Source organism: Rhizobium sp. Root1212, assembly GCF_001424985.1.
Lineage (GTDB): Bacteria > Pseudomonadota > Alphaproteobacteria > Rhizobiales > Rhizobiaceae > Pararhizobium.
In genome coordinates, this window is sequence record NZ_LMDA01000023.1 from 31,993 (window position 1) to 47,660 (window position 15,668).

The window sequence follows — 15,668 nt, forward strand, 5'->3', positions numbered from 1 at the left end:
GAGGAGACACGATGCTGCTGGCCGGCCACGAAGATGTGCGTGATTTCCTGAAAGCGGAACCGGATTGCATCCTCGTGACGGTCACCGGCACTGCCGGCTCGACCCCGCGCGACGAGGATGCCTGGATGCTGGTGGGCCGTCACCGGCTGTTCGGCACCATCGGCGGCGGCCAACTCGAATATATGGCAATCGACCAGGCCCGCCGCGGGCTCCGGGTCGGTCACGACACGGAGACGCTTGACATACCGCTCGGGCCGGAAATCGGCCAGTGCTGCGGCGGCCGGGTCGGGCTTTCCTTGAGCCGCGTGAGCAAGGAGGTAGCAATGCAGCTGATCATGCGCAGCGACGCCGAAATTGCAGAGCGTCGCCACGTCTATATCTTCGGCGCCGGCCATGTCGGCCGGGTGCTGGCGGCGGCCTTGTCGCTGGCGCCGCTGCGCGTCGTTCTCGTCGATACCCGCGAGGACGAACTTTCCGCCTGCCCGGTCGCGGGCATCGAGACCTGCCTGACGCCGATGCCCGAAGCGATCGTGCGCGACGCGCCGGCCGGCAGCGCCTTCGTCGTGCTGACCCATGATCATGCGCTGGATTTCCTGATCGCTGCCGAAGCCCTGCTGCGGCAGGATGCAGCCTATGTCGGCATGATCGGCTCGAAGACCAAGCGGGCGACCTTCCGCAACTGGCTGTCGCGCGAAGTCGGCAAGCCGGAGCTGTTTTCAGGCCTCGTCTGCCCGATCGGGGGCGATACGGTTAAGGACAAGCGTCCGGCTGTCATCGCGACGCTGGCGGCGGCTGAAATCCTCACCGCAGCGCTTGTAGAGCCGATGCAGCATCGCGCCGAGAAGCGCGTGCTGCGGCTGGATGTTTAGGCGATCGCGGCGACCTGCGGGTCTTCCTGTGGGGCGTCTTCCAGCATCTTGCTGATCAGCCGCTGACAGCGCTCGGCCATGAAGTCGATCATTAGGCGGACCTTGGGGTCCTGGAAGCGCTTGTGCGGGTAGATCGCGGCGAGCTGAACATTGGCGGGCGGCATGTTCTTCAGAATCTCGACCAGCGTGCCGTCCCTCAGGTGGCTCTTCACCTCGAACAGCGGCTTGTTGATGATGCCGCGGCCTTCCAGCGCCCAGTGGGTGAGCACGTCGCCATCGTCGGAATCGTAGGGGCCGCCGATCTCGAACTTGCGCAGGCCCTCAGGGGTCTGCAGCGTCCAGTAATACTCCTTGGAGCCGGGATAACGCAGCAGGAGACAGTCATGCTTGTCGTCGATCAGGGCGTCGGCCGTTGTCGGTGTGCCGCGCTTGGCGAGATAGTCGGGAGAGGCACAGATGACCCGTTCGCAGTTGAGGATGCCGCGCATACGCAGATTGGAATCTTCGAGCACGCCGAGCTTGAAGGCGACATCGACGCCTTCGCTGAGGATGTCGATGTTGTGGTCGGAGAGGCGCAGCCTCACCTCGATATCGGGATATTTGTCGTGGAAGGCCGGGATGCCGGGGGCGATGAGGCGCCGCCCGATGCCGAGCGGAGCGGTGATGCGCAGTGCGCCCTTCGGATTTTGCGAGAGGTCGGCGATCGCGCCTTCGGCCTCGTTGACCGCTTCGAGAATCTTGACGGCACCTTCGTAGAACACCCGGCCATGCTCGGTCGGCGTCAGCTTGCGGGTGGTGCGGTTGAACAGCCGCACGCCCAGATGCCGCTCCAGCTCCTTGATTCGATTGCTGGCAACGGCGGGCGTGACGCGCTGGTCGCGGCCTGCCGCCGAGAGGGTTCCGAGTTCCACAACCCGAACGAAGACACGCACGTTATCGAGATAGGACATTGTTCTTCCATCATTCTGCCGGCGATTACGGGGCCGATCTTATAGATTTTTTTGAGAGTGTTGAGGGAATAAGCGGGATTTTCGTGGAAATCGGCAAATGCCACAACTCGTTCCATACAGGCAGGGCCATCGCTTGGGAACGGGTGGGTCTCTTCTCTCCGACGGGGAGACGGGAGCTACCCCCTGTTCCGCATCCGGTCGCCAGCAAGACAGGGGAGAGAGCTGTATGTACGAATATGCCATAGCCTGGGACTGGCTGACGTTTGCCGTCCGCTGGCTTCATGTCATCACCGCAATTGCCTGGATCGGTTCGTCGTTCTACTTCGTCGCGCTCGATCTCGGCCTCAGGAAGCATCCCGGCCTGCCGCCGGGCGCCTATGGCGAGGAATGGCAGGTTCATGGCGGCGGTTTCTATCACATCCAGAAATACCTCGTAGCACCCTCCAACATGCCGGAGCATCTGATCTGGTTCAAATGGGAAAGCTACGTAACCTGGCTTTCGGGCTTCGGCATGCTGTGTCTGGTCTACTATGCCGGCGCCGATCTCTTCCTGATCGATCCGCATGTGCTCGACGTTTCCAAGCCGGTGGCCATCGCCATCTCGCTCGGCTCGCTCGCCTTCGGCTGGATTGCCTACAACCTCATCTGCAAGTCGTCCTTCGGCGATGACAATACGCGGCTGATGGTGGCCCTGTATTTCATCCTGGTCGCTGTTGCCTGGGGTTATACGCAGGTGTTCACCGGCCGCGCCGCCTTCCTGCATCTCGGCGCCTTCACGGCAACGATCATGTCGGCCAACGTGTTCTTCATCATCATGCCGAACCAGCGCATCGTCGTCGCCGATCTCATCGCCGGTCGCACGCCCGACCCGAAATACGGCAAGATCGCCAAGCAGCGCTCGACCCACAACAACTACCTGACGCTGCCTGTCATCTTCCTGATGCTGTCGAACCACTATCCGCTGGCTTTCGGCACCCAGTACAACTGGATCATCGCCTCGCTGGTGTTCCTGATGGGCGTCACCATCCGCCACTACTTCAACACCCGCCATGCCAATACCGGCAACCCGACCTGGACTTGGCTCGCCACCGTGCTCTTGTTCATCGTCATCATGTGGCTTTCCACGGTGCCGAAGATCCTCACCGGCGAAACCGCCGATGCCAACAAGATCTCGGCCGCGCAGCAGCCCTTCGTCGTCGCGCAGGATTTTCCGAAGGTGCGCGACACCATCCTTGGCCGCTGTTCCATGTGCCATGCCAAGGAGCCGGGCTGGGAGGGCATCGTCGTGCCGCCGAAGGGCGTCGTCTTCGAAACGGACGGCGACATCGCCGCTCATGCCCGCGAAATCTACCTGCAGGCGGGCCGCAGCCACGCCATGCCGCCGGCAAACGTAACCGCCATCTCCGACGACGAGCGCAAGCAGCTCGTCGCCTGGTATGAGGGGGTGGTCAGCGGAGCAAAGAGCGAATGAGCGAGCTTCTGATCCGTGGTCGGGTTCTGGCCTTCGTCGACGAACCGAAAAGCCTCGACGACACCGCCGCCTACCGCTATTTCGAGGACGGCGCCGTTCTGGTGAGGTCCGGCAAGGTGGCGGCGAGCGGCGATCATGCCGAGATCAGCGCGCTGGCCCGCGCGGATGTCGAGGTTGCCGATCACCGGCCGAACCTCATCTTGCCGGGGCTGATCGACACGCATCTGCATTTCCCGCAGACGCAGGCGATCGCCTCCTATGGCGCGCAGCTGCTCGAATGGCTGAACACCTATATTTTCGTCGAAGAGCAGAAATTTGCCGATCCGCAGCATGCCGGCTTCATCGCCGGCCGCTTCATGGATGAGCTGATCTCCAACGGCACCACGACGGCGGTCGCCTATTGCTCCGTGCATCCCGAAAGCGTCGATGCCTATTTCACGGCGGCCGAAGAGCGCGGCATGCGCATGATAGGCGGCAAGGTGATGATGGACCGCAACGCGCCCGACGCTTTGCGCGACACGCCGCAAAAGGGCTATGACGAGACCAAGCAGCTCATCGAGAAGTGGCACAATCGCGGCCGCGCCCATTATGCGATCAGCCCGCGCTTCGCCATCACCTCGACACCGGAGCAGATGGATGTTTCGCGGGCACTCGTCGCCGAATATCCGGATTGCTACGTCCAGACGCATCTGTCGGAAAATCGCGACGAGATCGCTTTTGCCACCTCGCTCTATCCCGACGCGAAGGACTATACCGACATTTATGCCCGTTATGGCCTGCTCACCGACAAGATGCTGCTCGGCCATTGCATCTATCTTTCCGACCGGGAAGTGTCGGTGCTGGCGGAAACCGGCGCCGTCGGCGTCTTTTGCCCGACCTCGAACCTCTTCCTCGGCTCCGGCCTGTTCGACCGTGACCGGTTCGACCGGCTCGGTGCGCGCTGGTCGGTGGCGACGGATGTCGGCGCGGGCACGAGCTTCTCGATGCTCGAAACCATGGACGAAGCCTACAAGGTCCTGCATCTGCAGGGGCAGCGGCTTTCGCCGCTCGGGTCTTTCTATCGCATGACGCTCGGCAATGCCCGCGCGCTGGGGCTCGACAACAAAATCGGCTCGCTGCATGCGGGGGCCGATGCGGATATCGTGGTGCTCGATTCGAGCGCCAAGCCCTCGATGGAACTCAGGATGCGGACGGCGAAATCGCTGGTCGAGGAACTGTTCATCCTGCAGACGATGGGTGACGACCGTTGCGTGGCCGAGGTCTATGTTGCCGGCACGGCGATGAAGGCGAAGGCTGACAAGCGGCGCCAGCCGACGGCGCGGTTGCTGGAAACGGCCTGATTTCCGCTCTCGCTTCCGATCTCCCACCTTGAGGGGGAGATGTCAGAGGAGCTGACAGAGGGGGGTGATGCGGCGCGCTCTGTGCCCGTTGATAGACCCCCTCATCCGGCCCTTCGGTCCACCTTCTCCCCGATGGGGAGAAGGGAAACTCAATCCATCTTCACCCGGCCGCCCATCGCCTTGGTCAGGCCTTCCGCCGCCGCCCGCACGGCCGGGCCGAGGGCGTCGATCTTGGCGTCGGGCAGGCGCACGGCAGGGCCTGAGACGGAGATGCCGGCGACCGCTTCGCCATACTCATCGAAAATGGGAGCCGCGACGCAGCGCATGCCGAGCGTGTGCTCCTCGTCATCGATCGAAAAGCCACGGGCGCGAATATCGGCCATGTCCTGCAGCAGTGCCGGCAGGCTGTCGCGGGTCTTGTCGGTGAAATGCTGCAGCGTGCGGCCCTTCAGCATTGTCTCGATACGGCTGTCCTGCCAGGTGGAGAGGATCGCCTTGCCGATGCCCGACGCATGGATCGGGCCGCGCCGGCCCGGCCGGAAGAAGGCGCGCATCGGCGCGTGGCTCTCGAATTGCGAGATGAACACGACGTCGCCCTGGTCCTCGATGCCGATATTGGCGGTCTCGCCGGAGCTTTCCATCAGGCTCTTCAGGAAGGGACGGCTGATCGTGCCGAGCTTGCGGAACCTCAGATAAGCGGTGCCGATCTCGAAGGCCTTGACGCCGATGGTCCATGCGCCGGTCTCGGCATCGTGGGACACCATCCCGTGCTGGGCAAGCGAGGTCAGAAGCCGGTGCACGGTGGAGGGCGCCATGCCGGATTGGTCGGCAAGGTCGGTCAGGACCGCGCCATCCGCCTGCGCCACCAGCTCGAGGAGTTTCAGGCTGCGGTCCAGCACCTGCACGGAGGAAGGCACGGCATTTTCCCCTGCCTTGCGGCCCGGCCGGCCCCTCGTCTTTTCCTGATGCTCTGCCATGACGCTCCCTCGATGATCCCGCGGGCCGCGCCGCGCGTTCCGCACTGATGATGCCATACCTGTCCTCGGTCGATTGTTCCAGATTCGTTGAAAATGTTTATTTCCATATGATGAGATTGATTTCCATTTTTGTATTGAAAGTGAGACGGAATGGAGTAGTTTCGCTTCCAAGAGACGGAGGAAAATCCCATGGCTAAAATGCGTGCAGTCGATGCGGCGGTACTGGTTCTGGAAAAGGAAGGCATCGATTGCGCCTTCGGCGTACCGGGTGCTGCGATCAATCCTTTCTATTCGGCGCTGAAGGCGCGTGGTTCGGTTCGCCACGTTCTGGCCCGCCACGTCGAGGGCGCAAGCCACATGGCCGAGGGTTATACCCGCGCCCGTGCCGGCAATATCGGCCTGTGCATCGGCACCTCGGGTCCTGCCGGTACAGACATGATCACCGGCCTCTACTCGGCCCAGGCCGACTCGATCCCGATCCTCTGCATCACCGGCCAGGCGCCGCGCGCCCGTCTCGACAAGGAAGATTTTCAGGCTGTCGATATCGCCAAGATCGCTGCGCCGGTCACCAAGTGGGCCGTCACGGTCATGGAGCCGGGCCTCGTTCCTTACGTCTTCCAGAAGGCCTTCCACACCATGCGTTCGGGCCGTCCCGGTCCGGTGCTGGTCGATCTGCCGATCGACGTCCAGCTCGCCGAAATCGAATTCGACATCGACGCCTATGAGCCGCTGACGCCCTACAAGCCGGCCGCGACCCGCGCCCAGGCCGAAAAGGCGCTGACGATGCTTAACGCCTCCGAGCGCCCGCTGCTCGTCGCCGGCGGCGGCATCATCAATGCCGATGCCTCCGACCTGCTGGTCGAATTTGCTGAAATCATCGGCGTTCCGGTCATCCCGACCCTTATGGGCTGGGGCACGATCCCGGACGACCATCCGCTGATGGCCGGCATGTGCGGCCTGCAGACCTCGCACCGCTACGGTAATGCGACGCTGCTCGCCTCCGACTTCGTCTTCGGCATCGGCAACCGCTGGGCAAACCGCCACACCGGCAACATCCCGACCTATACGGAAGGCCGCAAATTCGTTCACGTCGACATCGAGCCGACCCAGATCGGCCGCGTCTTCACCCCGGATTTCGGCATCGTTTCCGATGCCGGCGCTGCTCTGCAGGTTTTCGTCGAGGTTGCGACGGAATGGAAGGCAGCCGGCAAGCTGCGCGACTGGTCCGATTGGGCCAAGGAATGCCAGGAGCGCAAGCGCACCATGCTGCGCAAGACGCACTTCGACCAGATGCCGCTCAAGCCGCAGCGCGTCTATGAGGAAATGAACAAGGCCTTCGACCGCGACACCTGCTACGTCTCGACCATCGGCCTCAGCCAGATCGCCGGCGCGCAGTTCCTGCACGTCTACAAGCCGCGCAACTGGATCAACTGCGGCCAGGCCGGCCCGCTCGGCTGGACGCTGCCGGCAGCGCTCGGCGTTCGCGCCGCCGATCCGGATCGCAAGATCGTCGCCCTGTCGGGGGACTACGACTTCCAGTTCATGATCGAAGAACTGGCCGTCGGCGCCCAGCACAAGCTGCCTTACCTGCACGTGGTCGTGAACAACTCGTATCTCGGCCTCATCCGCCAGGCGCAGCGCGGCTTCAACATGGACTTCGAAGTCTCGCTGGCCTTCGACAACATCAATGCGACCGGCGACTCAGAAGCCGGCTACGGCGTCGATCACGTCGCGGTCGCCGAAGGCCTCGGCTGCAAGGCCATCCGCGTCCGCAGCGCCAACGAGTTCCAGGAAGCCTTCAACACGGCGCAGGAGCTGATGAAGGAACACCAGGTTCCTGTTGTCATCGAGTTCATCCTCGAGCGCGTCACCAACATCGCCATGGGCGCCGACATCAACGCGGTCGTCGAGTTCGAAGAACTGGCGGAACGCGGCGAAGACGCCCCGACGGCAACGCTCGCGGCCCTGCTGGACTAAGACAGGCAATCCGGGAAACTGCCGACGCGGTTTCCCGGAACCGCTCAATAAAGGGAGTGCACCATGCCGAAGTTTGCGGCCAACCTCACCATGCTTTTCAACGAAGTGCCCTTCATGGAGCGCTTCGCGCTGGCCGCCAAGGCCGGTTTCGAAGGGGTCGAATACCTCTTCCCCTATGATTTCGATGCCAAGGCCATCAGGGCCGAGCTGGACAAGCACGGCCTGAAGCAGGTGCTGCACAACCTGCCGGCCGGCAACTGGGCTGGCGGAGAGCGCGGCATCGCGGTCCTGCCGGATCGCGTCGACGAGTTCCGAGAGGGCATTGCCAAGGCGATCGACTATGCGACGGTGCTCGGTTGCACCCAGGTCAACATCCTGTCGGGCATTGCACCTAGTGGCGTTTCCGACAGCGTGCTGCGCTCGACCTTCGTCGCCAACCTGAAGCTGGCAGCGAGCGAACTCGGCAAGCACGGCATCAAGCTTTTGATCGAGCCGATCAACCACTTCGATATTCCGGGCTTCTATCTCAACACCCCGGATCAGGCCGCTTCGATCATCACTGAGGTCGGTTCCGACAACCTCTATATCCAGTACGACCTCTACCACCAGCAGCGGACGCAGGGCGAACTGATCGGCACCTTCAAGAAGCACCAGGCAAAGATCGCCCATGTGCAGCTGGCCGACAATCCGGGCCGCAACGAACCGGGCACCGGCGAGATCGCCTATCCCTTCGTGTTCAAGACGCTCGACGCGCTTGGCTACGCTGGCTGGATCGGTTGCGAATACAAGCCGCGCACCACGACGGAAGAAGGCCTCGGCTGGCTGGCCGAAGTCGGCCGCTGAGCGGCACCCACGCATAAAAGCAAGCAAACGAATTCAAGTCTGGGAGACAAGATCATGGCTACTATCGGTTTCATCGGCCTCGGCATCATGGGCACGCCCATGGCGCGTCACCTTCAGGATGCCGGCCATACCGTCGTCACGTCGAAATTTTCGATCGCACCGCGTCAGGAACTGGTCGACAACGGCCTGAAGATCGTCGACAGCCCGAAGGCGCTGGCCGAAACCGTCGACACGATCATCCTCATGCTGCCGGATACCCCGGAAGTGAAGGACGTCCTGTTCGGCGAAAACGGCGTTTCCTTCGGCCTTTCGGCCGGCAAGCTGGTCATCGACATGAGCTCGATCTCGCCGATCGAGACCAAGGAATTCGCCAAGAAGATCCGGGCGACCGGCGCGGAATATGTCGACGCCCCGGTCTCCGGCGGTGAAGTCGGCGCCAAGAACGCCTCGCTGTCGATCATGTGCGGCGGTTCGCAGGAAAGCTTCGACCGGGCGCTGCCGCTGTTCCAGCTGATGGGCAAGAACATAACGCTCGTCGGCGATTGCGGCGACGGCCAGGTCACCAAGGTTGCCAACCAGATCATCGTCGCGCTGACGATCGAAGCCGTTGCCGAAGCGCTCGTCTTCGCATCCAAGGCCGGTGCCGATCCGGCACGGGTTCGCGAAGCGCTGATGGGCGGCTTTGCCTCCTCGCGCATTCTCGAAGTGCACGGCGACCGTATGGTCAAGCGCACCTTCGATCCGGGTTTCCGCATCTCGCTGCACCAGAAGGATCTGAACCTCGCGCTGCAGGGCGCCAAGGCCATCGGGGTTTCGCTGCCGAACACGGCTTCGACCCAGGAACTGTTCAATGCCTGCGCCGCCAATGGCGATGCCGGCCTCGATCACTCCGGCCTCGTGCGGGCTCTGGAGCGCATGGCAAACCACACGGTTGCCTGAGGAGGGCCGGGCGGTCGTCGGAGGAGGACGGCCGCCCGGTAATTATTCATGAAGGAGGGGACTATGCCGTCGATCGTCAATCCGCGGGCTTTTCTCGAAACGCTGTTTCACGCAGCCGTGGCGGCAGCCGACCCGGCAAAGGTGCTGGCGGCGAACCTGCCGGGCCGTCCGAAGGGACGTACCGTCGTCATCGGTGCCGGCAAGGGGGCCGCGCAGATGGCACAAGCCTTTGAAAAGCTCTGGGAGGGGCCGCTCGAAGGCGTCGTCGTGACCCGTTACGGCTATGGTGCGCCCTGTGAGCGGATCGAGGTGTTGGAGGCATCTCATCCGCTGCCGGACGAAAACGGCCTGAAGGCCTCGCGCCGGCTGCTCGATGCCGTAAGCGGCCTTGGACCCGATGATCTCGTCGTCGCGCTGGTCTGCGGTGGCGGCTCGGCTCTGTTGCCGCTGCCGGCGGAAGGGTTGACGCTGGAGGATGAAATCGAGGTCAATCGTGTGCTGCTCGCCTCGGGCGCGCCGATCAGCGCGATGAACGCCGTGCGCAAGCAGATTTCGCAGATCAAGGGCGGGCGGCTTGCCGCTGCCGCCTATCCGGCCAAGGTGGTTTCGCTTGTTGTTTCGGATATTCCGGGCGACGATCCGGCGCTGGTCGCCTCCGGGCCGACCATTCCGGATGCTTCGACCCGTGCCGATGCGCTGAAGATCATCGAACGTTATAGGCTGGAACTGCCGGCCTCCGTGAAAACGCTGCTGTCGGGGGAGGACTCGCTGCCGCCGTTGCCGGATGACACGCGCTTTGCCAGGAACGAGGTCCGGCTTGTCGCCTCCGCTGCGGTGTCGCTGGATGCGGCTGCCGAGCTTGCGCAGCGCGCCGGCATCGGTGCGGTGGTGCTGTCGGATGCCATCGAGGGGGAAGCATCCGAGGTTGGGCGCGTCCACGCGGCGATTGCCCGCGAGGTTGCCTCGCGCAACCGGCCGTTCCGCAAGCCGGTCGTCATCCTTTCCGGCGGCGAGACTACAGTGACGTTGCGCGGCAAGGGCCGCGGCGGGCGCAACAGCGAATTCCTGCTGTCGCTTTCGATGGCGATCGACGGCGCCTGCACCATCACGGCGCTTGCGGCCGATACCGACGGTATCGACGGCTCCGAGGACAATGCCGGCGCTTTCGCCGATGGGCGCACCGTGACGCGGCTTTCGGCCATGGGGCAGGATGCGGCAGCGCTGCTCGGCGCCAATGACAGCTGGTCGGCCTTCTCGGCACTCGGCGATCTGTTCCGTCCCGGCCCGACCGGAACGAACGTCAACGACTTCAGGGCGATCCTGATCTCGTAACCGGTTCGTCGCTTTCAGATACGAAAAAGCCAGGCAGCTTTTGGGCTGCCTGGCTTTTTTGGTTGGTCATTGCTGCTTACTTCTGCAGGTCGGTCCAGATCCGGGTGTAGATCTTCATCACGTCCGGCGAGCAGGTTTCGATGGCGAAGCCGGCCTTTGCCAGTTCCGGCGGAATATTGACTTCCGGCGCGGTCTTCATGTCTTCCGGCATGAACTTGTCCGAGCCGGCGATGCCGTTGCCGTAGCGGGCATAGGCGGAGATCATCGCGGCGTTTTCGGGGTCCATGATGAAGTTCAGGAACAGCTTGGCGTTATCGACGTTCGCGGCATCGGCGAGGATGGCGGCGTTATCCATGAAGATCGGGAAACCTTCCTGCGGGAAGCCGTATTCGAGCTTCGGGTTGATCAGGCGGCTGCGGAACGAGGAACCGTTCCAGTTCATGCCGGCGGCGATGTCGCCCTGGGCCAGTTGCTCGACCGTGCCGTAATCCATCGATACCCAGTTCGGCTTGGCGGCGACCAGGAGGTCGCGCACCTTCTTCAGAACCGTCATGTCATTGGTGCAGGTCTCGCCACCGACATAATGAACCGCGAGCGCCATCACGTCGTTCATTTCCGGAACGATGTTGATCTTGCCCTTCAGCTCGTCCGGCGGGTTGAACAGGATGGACGAGGTGTTGATGTCGCCCTTGTAGACATCCCGGTTCACTGAGACGCCCACCGTTCCCCACTGCCACGGCACGGTGTAGTGGCGGCCGGGATCGAAGTTCGGGTTGGCCCACTTGGCATCGACGTTCTTGAAGTTTTCCATCTGGTCGGGACGGGCTTCCAGGAGCAGGCCCTTCTCGATCCAGATCGGCACGTAGATGCCGGCCGGGACGACGATATCGAAACCATGGCCGCCGGCTTCCACCTTGGCGAGCGCGGTGTCGTTGCTGTCGTAGTCGGTGACGGTGACCTTGACGTTATATTTTTCCTCGAACTTCTTGATCATGTCCGGGGGTGTGTAGTTGCCCCAGTTGTAGATGTTGAGGTTGCCGTCTGCGAAGGCCGGGCCGGCCAGCAGGCAGACGGCGGCGACGGATGCGATAAGATGTTTCATGGTTTCCTCTTCCCTTGGTTCATGAATAGCTTGCGTTAGAGTTGCGCCTTGGCGTGGTTTTCCCGGCTGACGAAAAAGAACGCGACGACCAGCACTACGGAAAACACCAGGAGCACGGTGGCGATGGCATTGGTTTCCGGCGTCAGGTTGCGGCGCATCTGGCCCAGCATGTAGGTCGGCAGCGTGTCCTGCCCGGCGCTCTTGACGAATTCGGTGATGACGACGTCGTCGAGCGAGGTGACGAAGGCGAGCATCGCGCCGGCCAGCACTCCTGGCCAAAGCAGCGGAAAGGTGACGCGACGGAAGGTCTGCCAGGACGAGGCATAGAGATCGGCGGCGGCCTGTTCCAGCGTCTGGTCCATGCCCTGCAGGCGCGCCCTGACCGGCATGAAAGCGAAGGGAATGCAGAAGGCCGAATGGGCAAGGATAAGATAGCCGAGGCCGGAATAGCCGGTTGTCGTTTTCACCCAGGCAAACACGACCAAAAGCGAGACGGCGGTGACGATTTCCGGCACCATCAGTGGCTGGTTGATCAGTGCGAACATGGCGCTACGGCCGCGGAAAGGCTTGCCGCGCCCCATGACGAGGGCGGCGAGAACCGCCACCAGCGTCGAGACGACGGTCGCGACCGTGGCGATGATCACCGAGCGGATCGTCGCGGCCTGGACGACTTCATTGTGCCAGGCGGTCACGTACCAGCTGAGCGAAAAGCCTTCCCAGCTCGTCAGCGCGAGGCCGCTGTTGAAGGAGAAGATCACCATAAGCACGATCGGCAGATAGAGCACGATGAAGCAGAAGGCGGCGATGGCGGTGAAGCCGGCCTGCCGGCGGGTATCGAATGTCTTGGGCTTGGCCATCGTTATTCTCCTTCATTTGCGGAGGCGCGGACGTAAACGATGAGCGCGGCCGTCACCATGACGAGCAGGGTCAGCGAAAGGGCTGCCCCGAGCGGCCAGTTGCGGGCCTGGCCGAACTGCAGCTCGATCAGGTTGCCGAGCATCAGCTGCGTGCCGCCGCCGAGGATTCGCGGGATGACATAGGCGCCGAGCGAGGGTACGAAGACGAGGATGGATCCGGCAACGACGCCCGGCTTGACGGCGGGAATGATGACCCGGCGCAGCACCCGGAACGGCGTGGCGTAGAGATCGTAGGCCGCTTCGATCAGCGAGAAGTTCAAGCGCTCCATCGAGGCGTAAAGCGGCAGCACCATCAGCGGCAGGTAGACATAGACCATGCCGAGCAGGATGGCGAAATCGGTGAACATCATCTGGATTGGCTGGTCGATGATCCCAAGCCATTCGAGGAAACCGTTGACGAGACCTTCATTGCGGATGAGGCCCATGATCGCGAAGGTGCGGATCAGGAGATTGGTCCAGAAGGGGATGGTGATCAGCAGCATCCAGCCGTCGCGCTGGCTGACGGGGCGCGTGGCGATGAAATAGGCGGTGGGAAAGCCGAGGATCAGGCAGAACAGCGTCGTCAGAGCCGAGAGTTTCACCGATCGCCAGAGGATCGAGATATGGGCATCGGCGAGGCTCAGCGTGCCGTCGAAGGGATCGCTGGTGGTGAAGACGCCGAGCCAGCCATCCCAGGAAAAGTGCCAGACGACGCCGCCGTAATCGCCGGCGACCAGGAAGGAATAGAGGACGACGACGATCAGCGGGCCGATGGCGGCGGCAAGCAGGATGACGATCGCCGGAAGCAGCAGCAGCCAGCGATTGCGGGTTTCGCGGCGGTTGGCGGCCACGAGATCGGTGTTGGGTTGCGTGGCGGCCATGGCATCAACCCTCAAGAACCTGGGCGGCCTGCGGATCGAAGCCGATGCCGAGGCGCTGGCCCTTCTCGAAGGTCACGGGACGGGCCGGGTTGTTCTGGCGGCGAACGACGAAGCGGGCGCCATCGGTAAGCGTCAGGTGATAGTGGGTATCGGTGCCGCAATAGACGACGTTTTCGAGCACGCCCGAAAGCTGCGCCTGCTCCGGCGCCTGTTCGAGCACGGTCTGTTCGGGGCGGATGACCAGCGTGACGGCGCGGTTCGCGGGAACTGCATCCTTCGGCAGGCTGGCGCGGATGCGGGCGCCGCCCGGCAGTTCCACGGTGCCATCGGCGAAAAGCTTGGCCTGCACGAAATTGGTGTCGCCGATGAAGTCGGCCACGAAGCGTTCGCGGGGGTGATCGTAGATCTCCCGCGGGGTGCCGATCTGGCGGATCTTGCCGGCGCTCATGACCGCGATGCGGTCGCTCATGGTCAGGGCTTCTTCCTGATCGTGGGTGACGAAGATGAAGGTGATGCCGGTTTCCGACTGCAGGCGCTTCAGTTCGATCTGCATTTCCTTGCGTAGCTTCAGGTCGAGGGCTGACAGGGATTCGTCGAGCAACAGGACCTTGGGCTTCGGCGCAAGGGCGCGGGCGAGCGCCACGCGCTGCTGCTGGCCGCCGGAAAGCTCGGACGGACGGCGGTTTGCCATGGCGGTCATCTTGACCAGCGCCAGCATCTCTTCGACGGTGCGGGTGACCTCGGCGCGCGGGCGGCCGAGCATTTCGAGGCCGAAGCCGACATTTTCGGCAACCGTCATGTGCGGGAACAGGGCGTAGTTCTGGAAGACGGTGTTGACCGGCCGCTTGAACGGCGGCAGCGACAGGATGTCCTGGCCGGCAAGTCGGATCGCGCCTTCGTTCGGATGGATGAAGCCGGCGATGGAGCGCAAAAGCGTCGTCTTGCCGCAGCCGGAGGGGCCAAGCAGCGTGAAGAACTCGCTTTCGCCGATCGTCACGCTGACGTCGTTGAGGGCGATGAAGGCGCCGGGGCCTTCGCCGAACCGGACATGGATGCGGTCTACTTCGATCACTGGCTTATTTCCCGTTCGTGTTCTTGGCGGCCTCGGCGACGCGGGGCAGGGCGCAGAGCATTTCGTAGAGGAAATTTGCTGCGATCACCGCGGTATTGCCGGCGGGGTCGTAGGGCGGCGACACTTCCACGAGGTCGCAGCCGACGAGGTTCAGCCCGGCGCAGCCGCGGATGATCTCCAGACCCTGATGGGTCGTGAGGCCACCGACCTCGACCGTGCCGGTGCCGGGCGCGAAGGCCGGGTCGAGGCTGTCGATGTCATAGGTGAGATAGACCGGCGCATCGCCGAGCTTGCTGCGGATGTCGGCCATCAGCGGCGTCAGCGATTTCCACCAGCATTCCTCGGCCTGGATGCAGGTCCAGCCCTGCTTGCGGCCCCAGTTGAAATCCTCGGGGCTGTAGCCGGTGCCGCGGATGCCGATCTGGAAGACCTTGTCGTTCTGCAGGCAGCCGTCTTCCCAGGCGCGGCGGAAGGGGCAGCCATGGGCGACGGCTTCGCCGAACATATGCTCGTTGGTATCCGAATGGGCATCGACATGGATGAGGGCGACCGGGCCGTGTCGCTCCTTAATGGCGCGCAGGATCGGCCATGTCAGGGTGTGATCGCCGCCGAGCGTCAGCGGGATGGCGCCATGGGCCAGCACGCCGCGATAATATTCGGTGATGATGTCGACCGATTTCTTGAGGTCGAAGGTGTTGATCGGCACATCGCCGATATCGGCGACCTGCAGCACGTCGAAGGGGGCTGCGCCCGTCGCCATGTTGTAGGGCCGGATCATGCGGCTTTCGTCACGGATCTGGCGCGGCCCGAGCCGGGTGCCCGGCCGGTTCGACGTGCCGATATCCATGGGGATACCGATGAAACAGGCGTCCAGATTTGCCGCCGACGGCGCAGACGGCAGCCGCATCATCGTGGCCGGGCCACCGAAACGCGGCATCTCGTTGCCGCCCAAAGGCTGGTTGAAAGACATGCGACCTCCCCAAAATGGTATTTCACCAAGTGTGAAAGGAGGCAGGCCT

14 protein-coding genes are annotated in these 15,668 nt (G+C 63.1%); 7 read left to right on the forward strand and 7 right to left on the reverse strand.

What is annotated here, in order from left to right; translation table 11 throughout:
• The first annotated feature begins 11 nt into the window (after positions 1-11).
• The gene (gene xdhC, locus ASC86_RS18295) at positions 12-869 is read left to right on the forward strand and encodes a xanthine dehydrogenase accessory protein XdhC (protein WP_056324416.1); all 858 of its coding nucleotides are present in this window, start codon (positions 12-14) and stop codon (positions 867-869) included.
• Here xdhC and ASC86_RS18300 read toward each other — a convergent pair.
• The gene (locus tag ASC86_RS18300; RefSeq protein WP_056324417.1) at positions 866-1,819 is read right to left on the reverse strand and encodes a LysR family transcriptional regulator; all 954 of its coding nucleotides are present in this window, start codon (positions 1,817-1,819) and stop codon (positions 866-868) included. The genes xdhC and ASC86_RS18300 overlap by 4 nt on opposite strands.
• Before the next feature lie 226 nt (positions 1,820-2,045).
• Here ASC86_RS18300 and ASC86_RS18305 point away from each other — a divergent pair, with 226 nt between their 5' ends.
• Positions 2,046-3,290, forward strand: coding sequence for a urate hydroxylase PuuD (locus tag ASC86_RS18305; protein ID WP_056324420.1), 1,245 nt, complete (start codon positions 2,046-2,048; stop codon positions 3,288-3,290).
• On the forward strand, positions 3,287-4,630 hold the full coding sequence (gene guaD, locus ASC86_RS18310) for a guanine deaminase (RefSeq protein ID WP_056324423.1): 1,344 nt from the start codon (positions 3,287-3,289) through the stop codon (positions 4,628-4,630). The genes ASC86_RS18305 and guaD overlap by 4 nt, the downstream gene beginning before the upstream one ends.
• Positions 4,631-4,779: 149 nt before the next feature.
• Here the strand turns inward: guaD and bhcR are convergent, their stop codons facing one another.
• Positions 4,780-5,607: an HTH-type transcriptional regulator BhcR gene (bhcR, locus tag ASC86_RS18315; RefSeq protein WP_056324426.1), complete on the reverse strand. Its 828-nt coding sequence runs from the start codon at positions 5,605-5,607 to the stop codon at positions 4,780-4,782.
• Between the two features lie 189 nt (positions 5,608-5,796).
• On the opposite strand from bhcR, the gene gcl reads away from it, so the two are divergent.
• The 4 genes from gcl to ASC86_RS18335 all read left to right on the forward strand — a co-directional run bounded on the left by gcl (position 5,797) and on the right by ASC86_RS18335 (position 10,698).
• Complete coding sequence (gene gcl / locus ASC86_RS18320; protein ID WP_056324430.1) at positions 5,797-7,584, forward strand: glyoxylate carboligase; 1,788 nt, start codon at positions 5,797-5,799, stop codon at positions 7,582-7,584.
• Between the two features lie 63 nt (positions 7,585-7,647).
• Positions 7,648-8,427, forward strand: coding sequence for a hydroxypyruvate isomerase (hyi, locus tag ASC86_RS18325; RefSeq protein ID WP_056324431.1), 780 nt, complete (start codon positions 7,648-7,650; stop codon positions 8,425-8,427).
• 54 nt (positions 8,428-8,481) lie between these two features.
• Positions 8,482-9,366 (forward strand): 2-hydroxy-3-oxopropionate reductase, encoded by an 885-nt coding sequence (locus ASC86_RS18330; RefSeq protein WP_056324434.1) that lies wholly within the window; start codon positions 8,482-8,484, stop codon positions 9,364-9,366.
• Positions 9,367-9,429: 63 nt separating this feature from the next.
• The gene (locus tag ASC86_RS18335; RefSeq protein ID WP_056324437.1) at positions 9,430-10,698 is read left to right on the forward strand and encodes a glycerate kinase; all 1,269 of its coding nucleotides are present in this window, start codon (positions 9,430-9,432) and stop codon (positions 10,696-10,698) included.
• Positions 10,699-10,774: 76 nt separating this feature from the next.
• On the opposite strand, the gene ASC86_RS18340 is transcribed toward ASC86_RS18335, so the two are convergent.
• Genes ASC86_RS18340 through speB form a run of 5 tightly spaced genes read right to left on the reverse strand, consistent with a single transcriptional unit; the run spans position 10,775 to position 15,619 of the window.
• Entirely contained in the window at positions 10,775-11,800 is a 1,026-nt protein-coding gene (locus ASC86_RS18340) for an extracellular solute-binding protein (protein WP_056324440.1), read from the reverse strand.
• 35 nt (positions 11,801-11,835) lie between these two features.
• Positions 11,836-12,657 (reverse strand): ABC transporter permease, encoded by an 822-nt coding sequence (locus ASC86_RS18345; protein ID WP_056324444.1) that lies wholly within the window; start codon positions 12,655-12,657, stop codon positions 11,836-11,838.
• Positions 12,658-12,659: 2 nt separating this feature from the next.
• Positions 12,660-13,577, reverse strand: a complete 918-nt coding sequence (locus ASC86_RS18350) for an ABC transporter permease (RefSeq protein ID WP_056324447.1) — start codon at positions 13,575-13,577, stop codon at positions 12,660-12,662.
• Between the two features lie 4 nt (positions 13,578-13,581).
• Entirely contained in the window at positions 13,582-14,649 is a 1,068-nt protein-coding gene (locus tag ASC86_RS18355; RefSeq protein WP_056324450.1) for an ABC transporter ATP-binding protein, read from the reverse strand.
• Positions 14,650-14,653: 4 nt separating this feature from the next.
• Entirely contained in the window at positions 14,654-15,619 is a 966-nt protein-coding gene (speB, locus tag ASC86_RS18360; protein WP_056324453.1) for an agmatinase, read from the reverse strand.
• Positions 15,620-15,668 lie beyond the last annotated feature (49 nt).

What these genes read in the sequence shown, in the direction of transcription:
- xdhC (WP_056324416.1), top strand. Translation starts at nt 12, where the DNA reads ATGCTGCTGGCCGGCCACGAAGATGTGCGTGATTTCCTGAAAGCGGAA.
- ASC86_RS18300 (WP_056324417.1), bottom strand. Translation starts at nt 1,819, where the DNA reads ATGTCCTATCTCGATAACGTGCGTGTCTTCGTTCGGGTTGTGGAACTC.
- ASC86_RS18305 (WP_056324420.1), top strand. Translation starts at nt 2,046, where the DNA reads ATGTACGAATATGCCATAGCCTGGGACTGGCTGACGTTTGCCGTCCGC.
- guaD (WP_056324423.1), top strand. Translation starts at nt 3,287, where the DNA reads ATGAGCGAGCTTCTGATCCGTGGTCGGGTTCTGGCCTTCGTCGACGAA.
- bhcR (WP_056324426.1), bottom strand. Translation starts at nt 5,607, where the DNA reads ATGGCAGAGCATCAGGAAAAGACGAGGGGCCGGCCGGGCCGCAAGGCA.
- gcl (WP_056324430.1), top strand. Translation starts at nt 5,797, where the DNA reads ATGGCTAAAATGCGTGCAGTCGATGCGGCGGTACTGGTTCTGGAAAAG.
- hyi (WP_056324431.1), top strand. Translation starts at nt 7,648, where the DNA reads ATGCCGAAGTTTGCGGCCAACCTCACCATGCTTTTCAACGAAGTGCCC.
- ASC86_RS18330 (WP_056324434.1), top strand. Translation starts at nt 8,482, where the DNA reads ATGGCTACTATCGGTTTCATCGGCCTCGGCATCATGGGCACGCCCATG.
- ASC86_RS18335 (WP_056324437.1), top strand. Translation starts at nt 9,430, where the DNA reads ATGCCGTCGATCGTCAATCCGCGGGCTTTTCTCGAAACGCTGTTTCAC.
- ASC86_RS18340 (WP_056324440.1), bottom strand. Translation starts at nt 11,800, where the DNA reads ATGAAACATCTTATCGCATCCGTCGCCGCCGTCTGCCTGCTGGCCGGC.
- ASC86_RS18345 (WP_056324444.1), bottom strand. Translation starts at nt 12,657, where the DNA reads ATGGCCAAGCCCAAGACATTCGATACCCGCCGGCAGGCCGGCTTCACC.
- ASC86_RS18350 (WP_056324447.1), bottom strand. Translation starts at nt 13,577, where the DNA reads ATGGCCGCCACGCAACCCAACACCGATCTCGTGGCCGCCAACCGCCGC.
- speB (WP_056324453.1), bottom strand. Translation starts at nt 15,619, where the DNA reads ATGTCTTTCAACCAGCCTTTGGGCGGCAACGAGATGCCGCGTTTCGGT.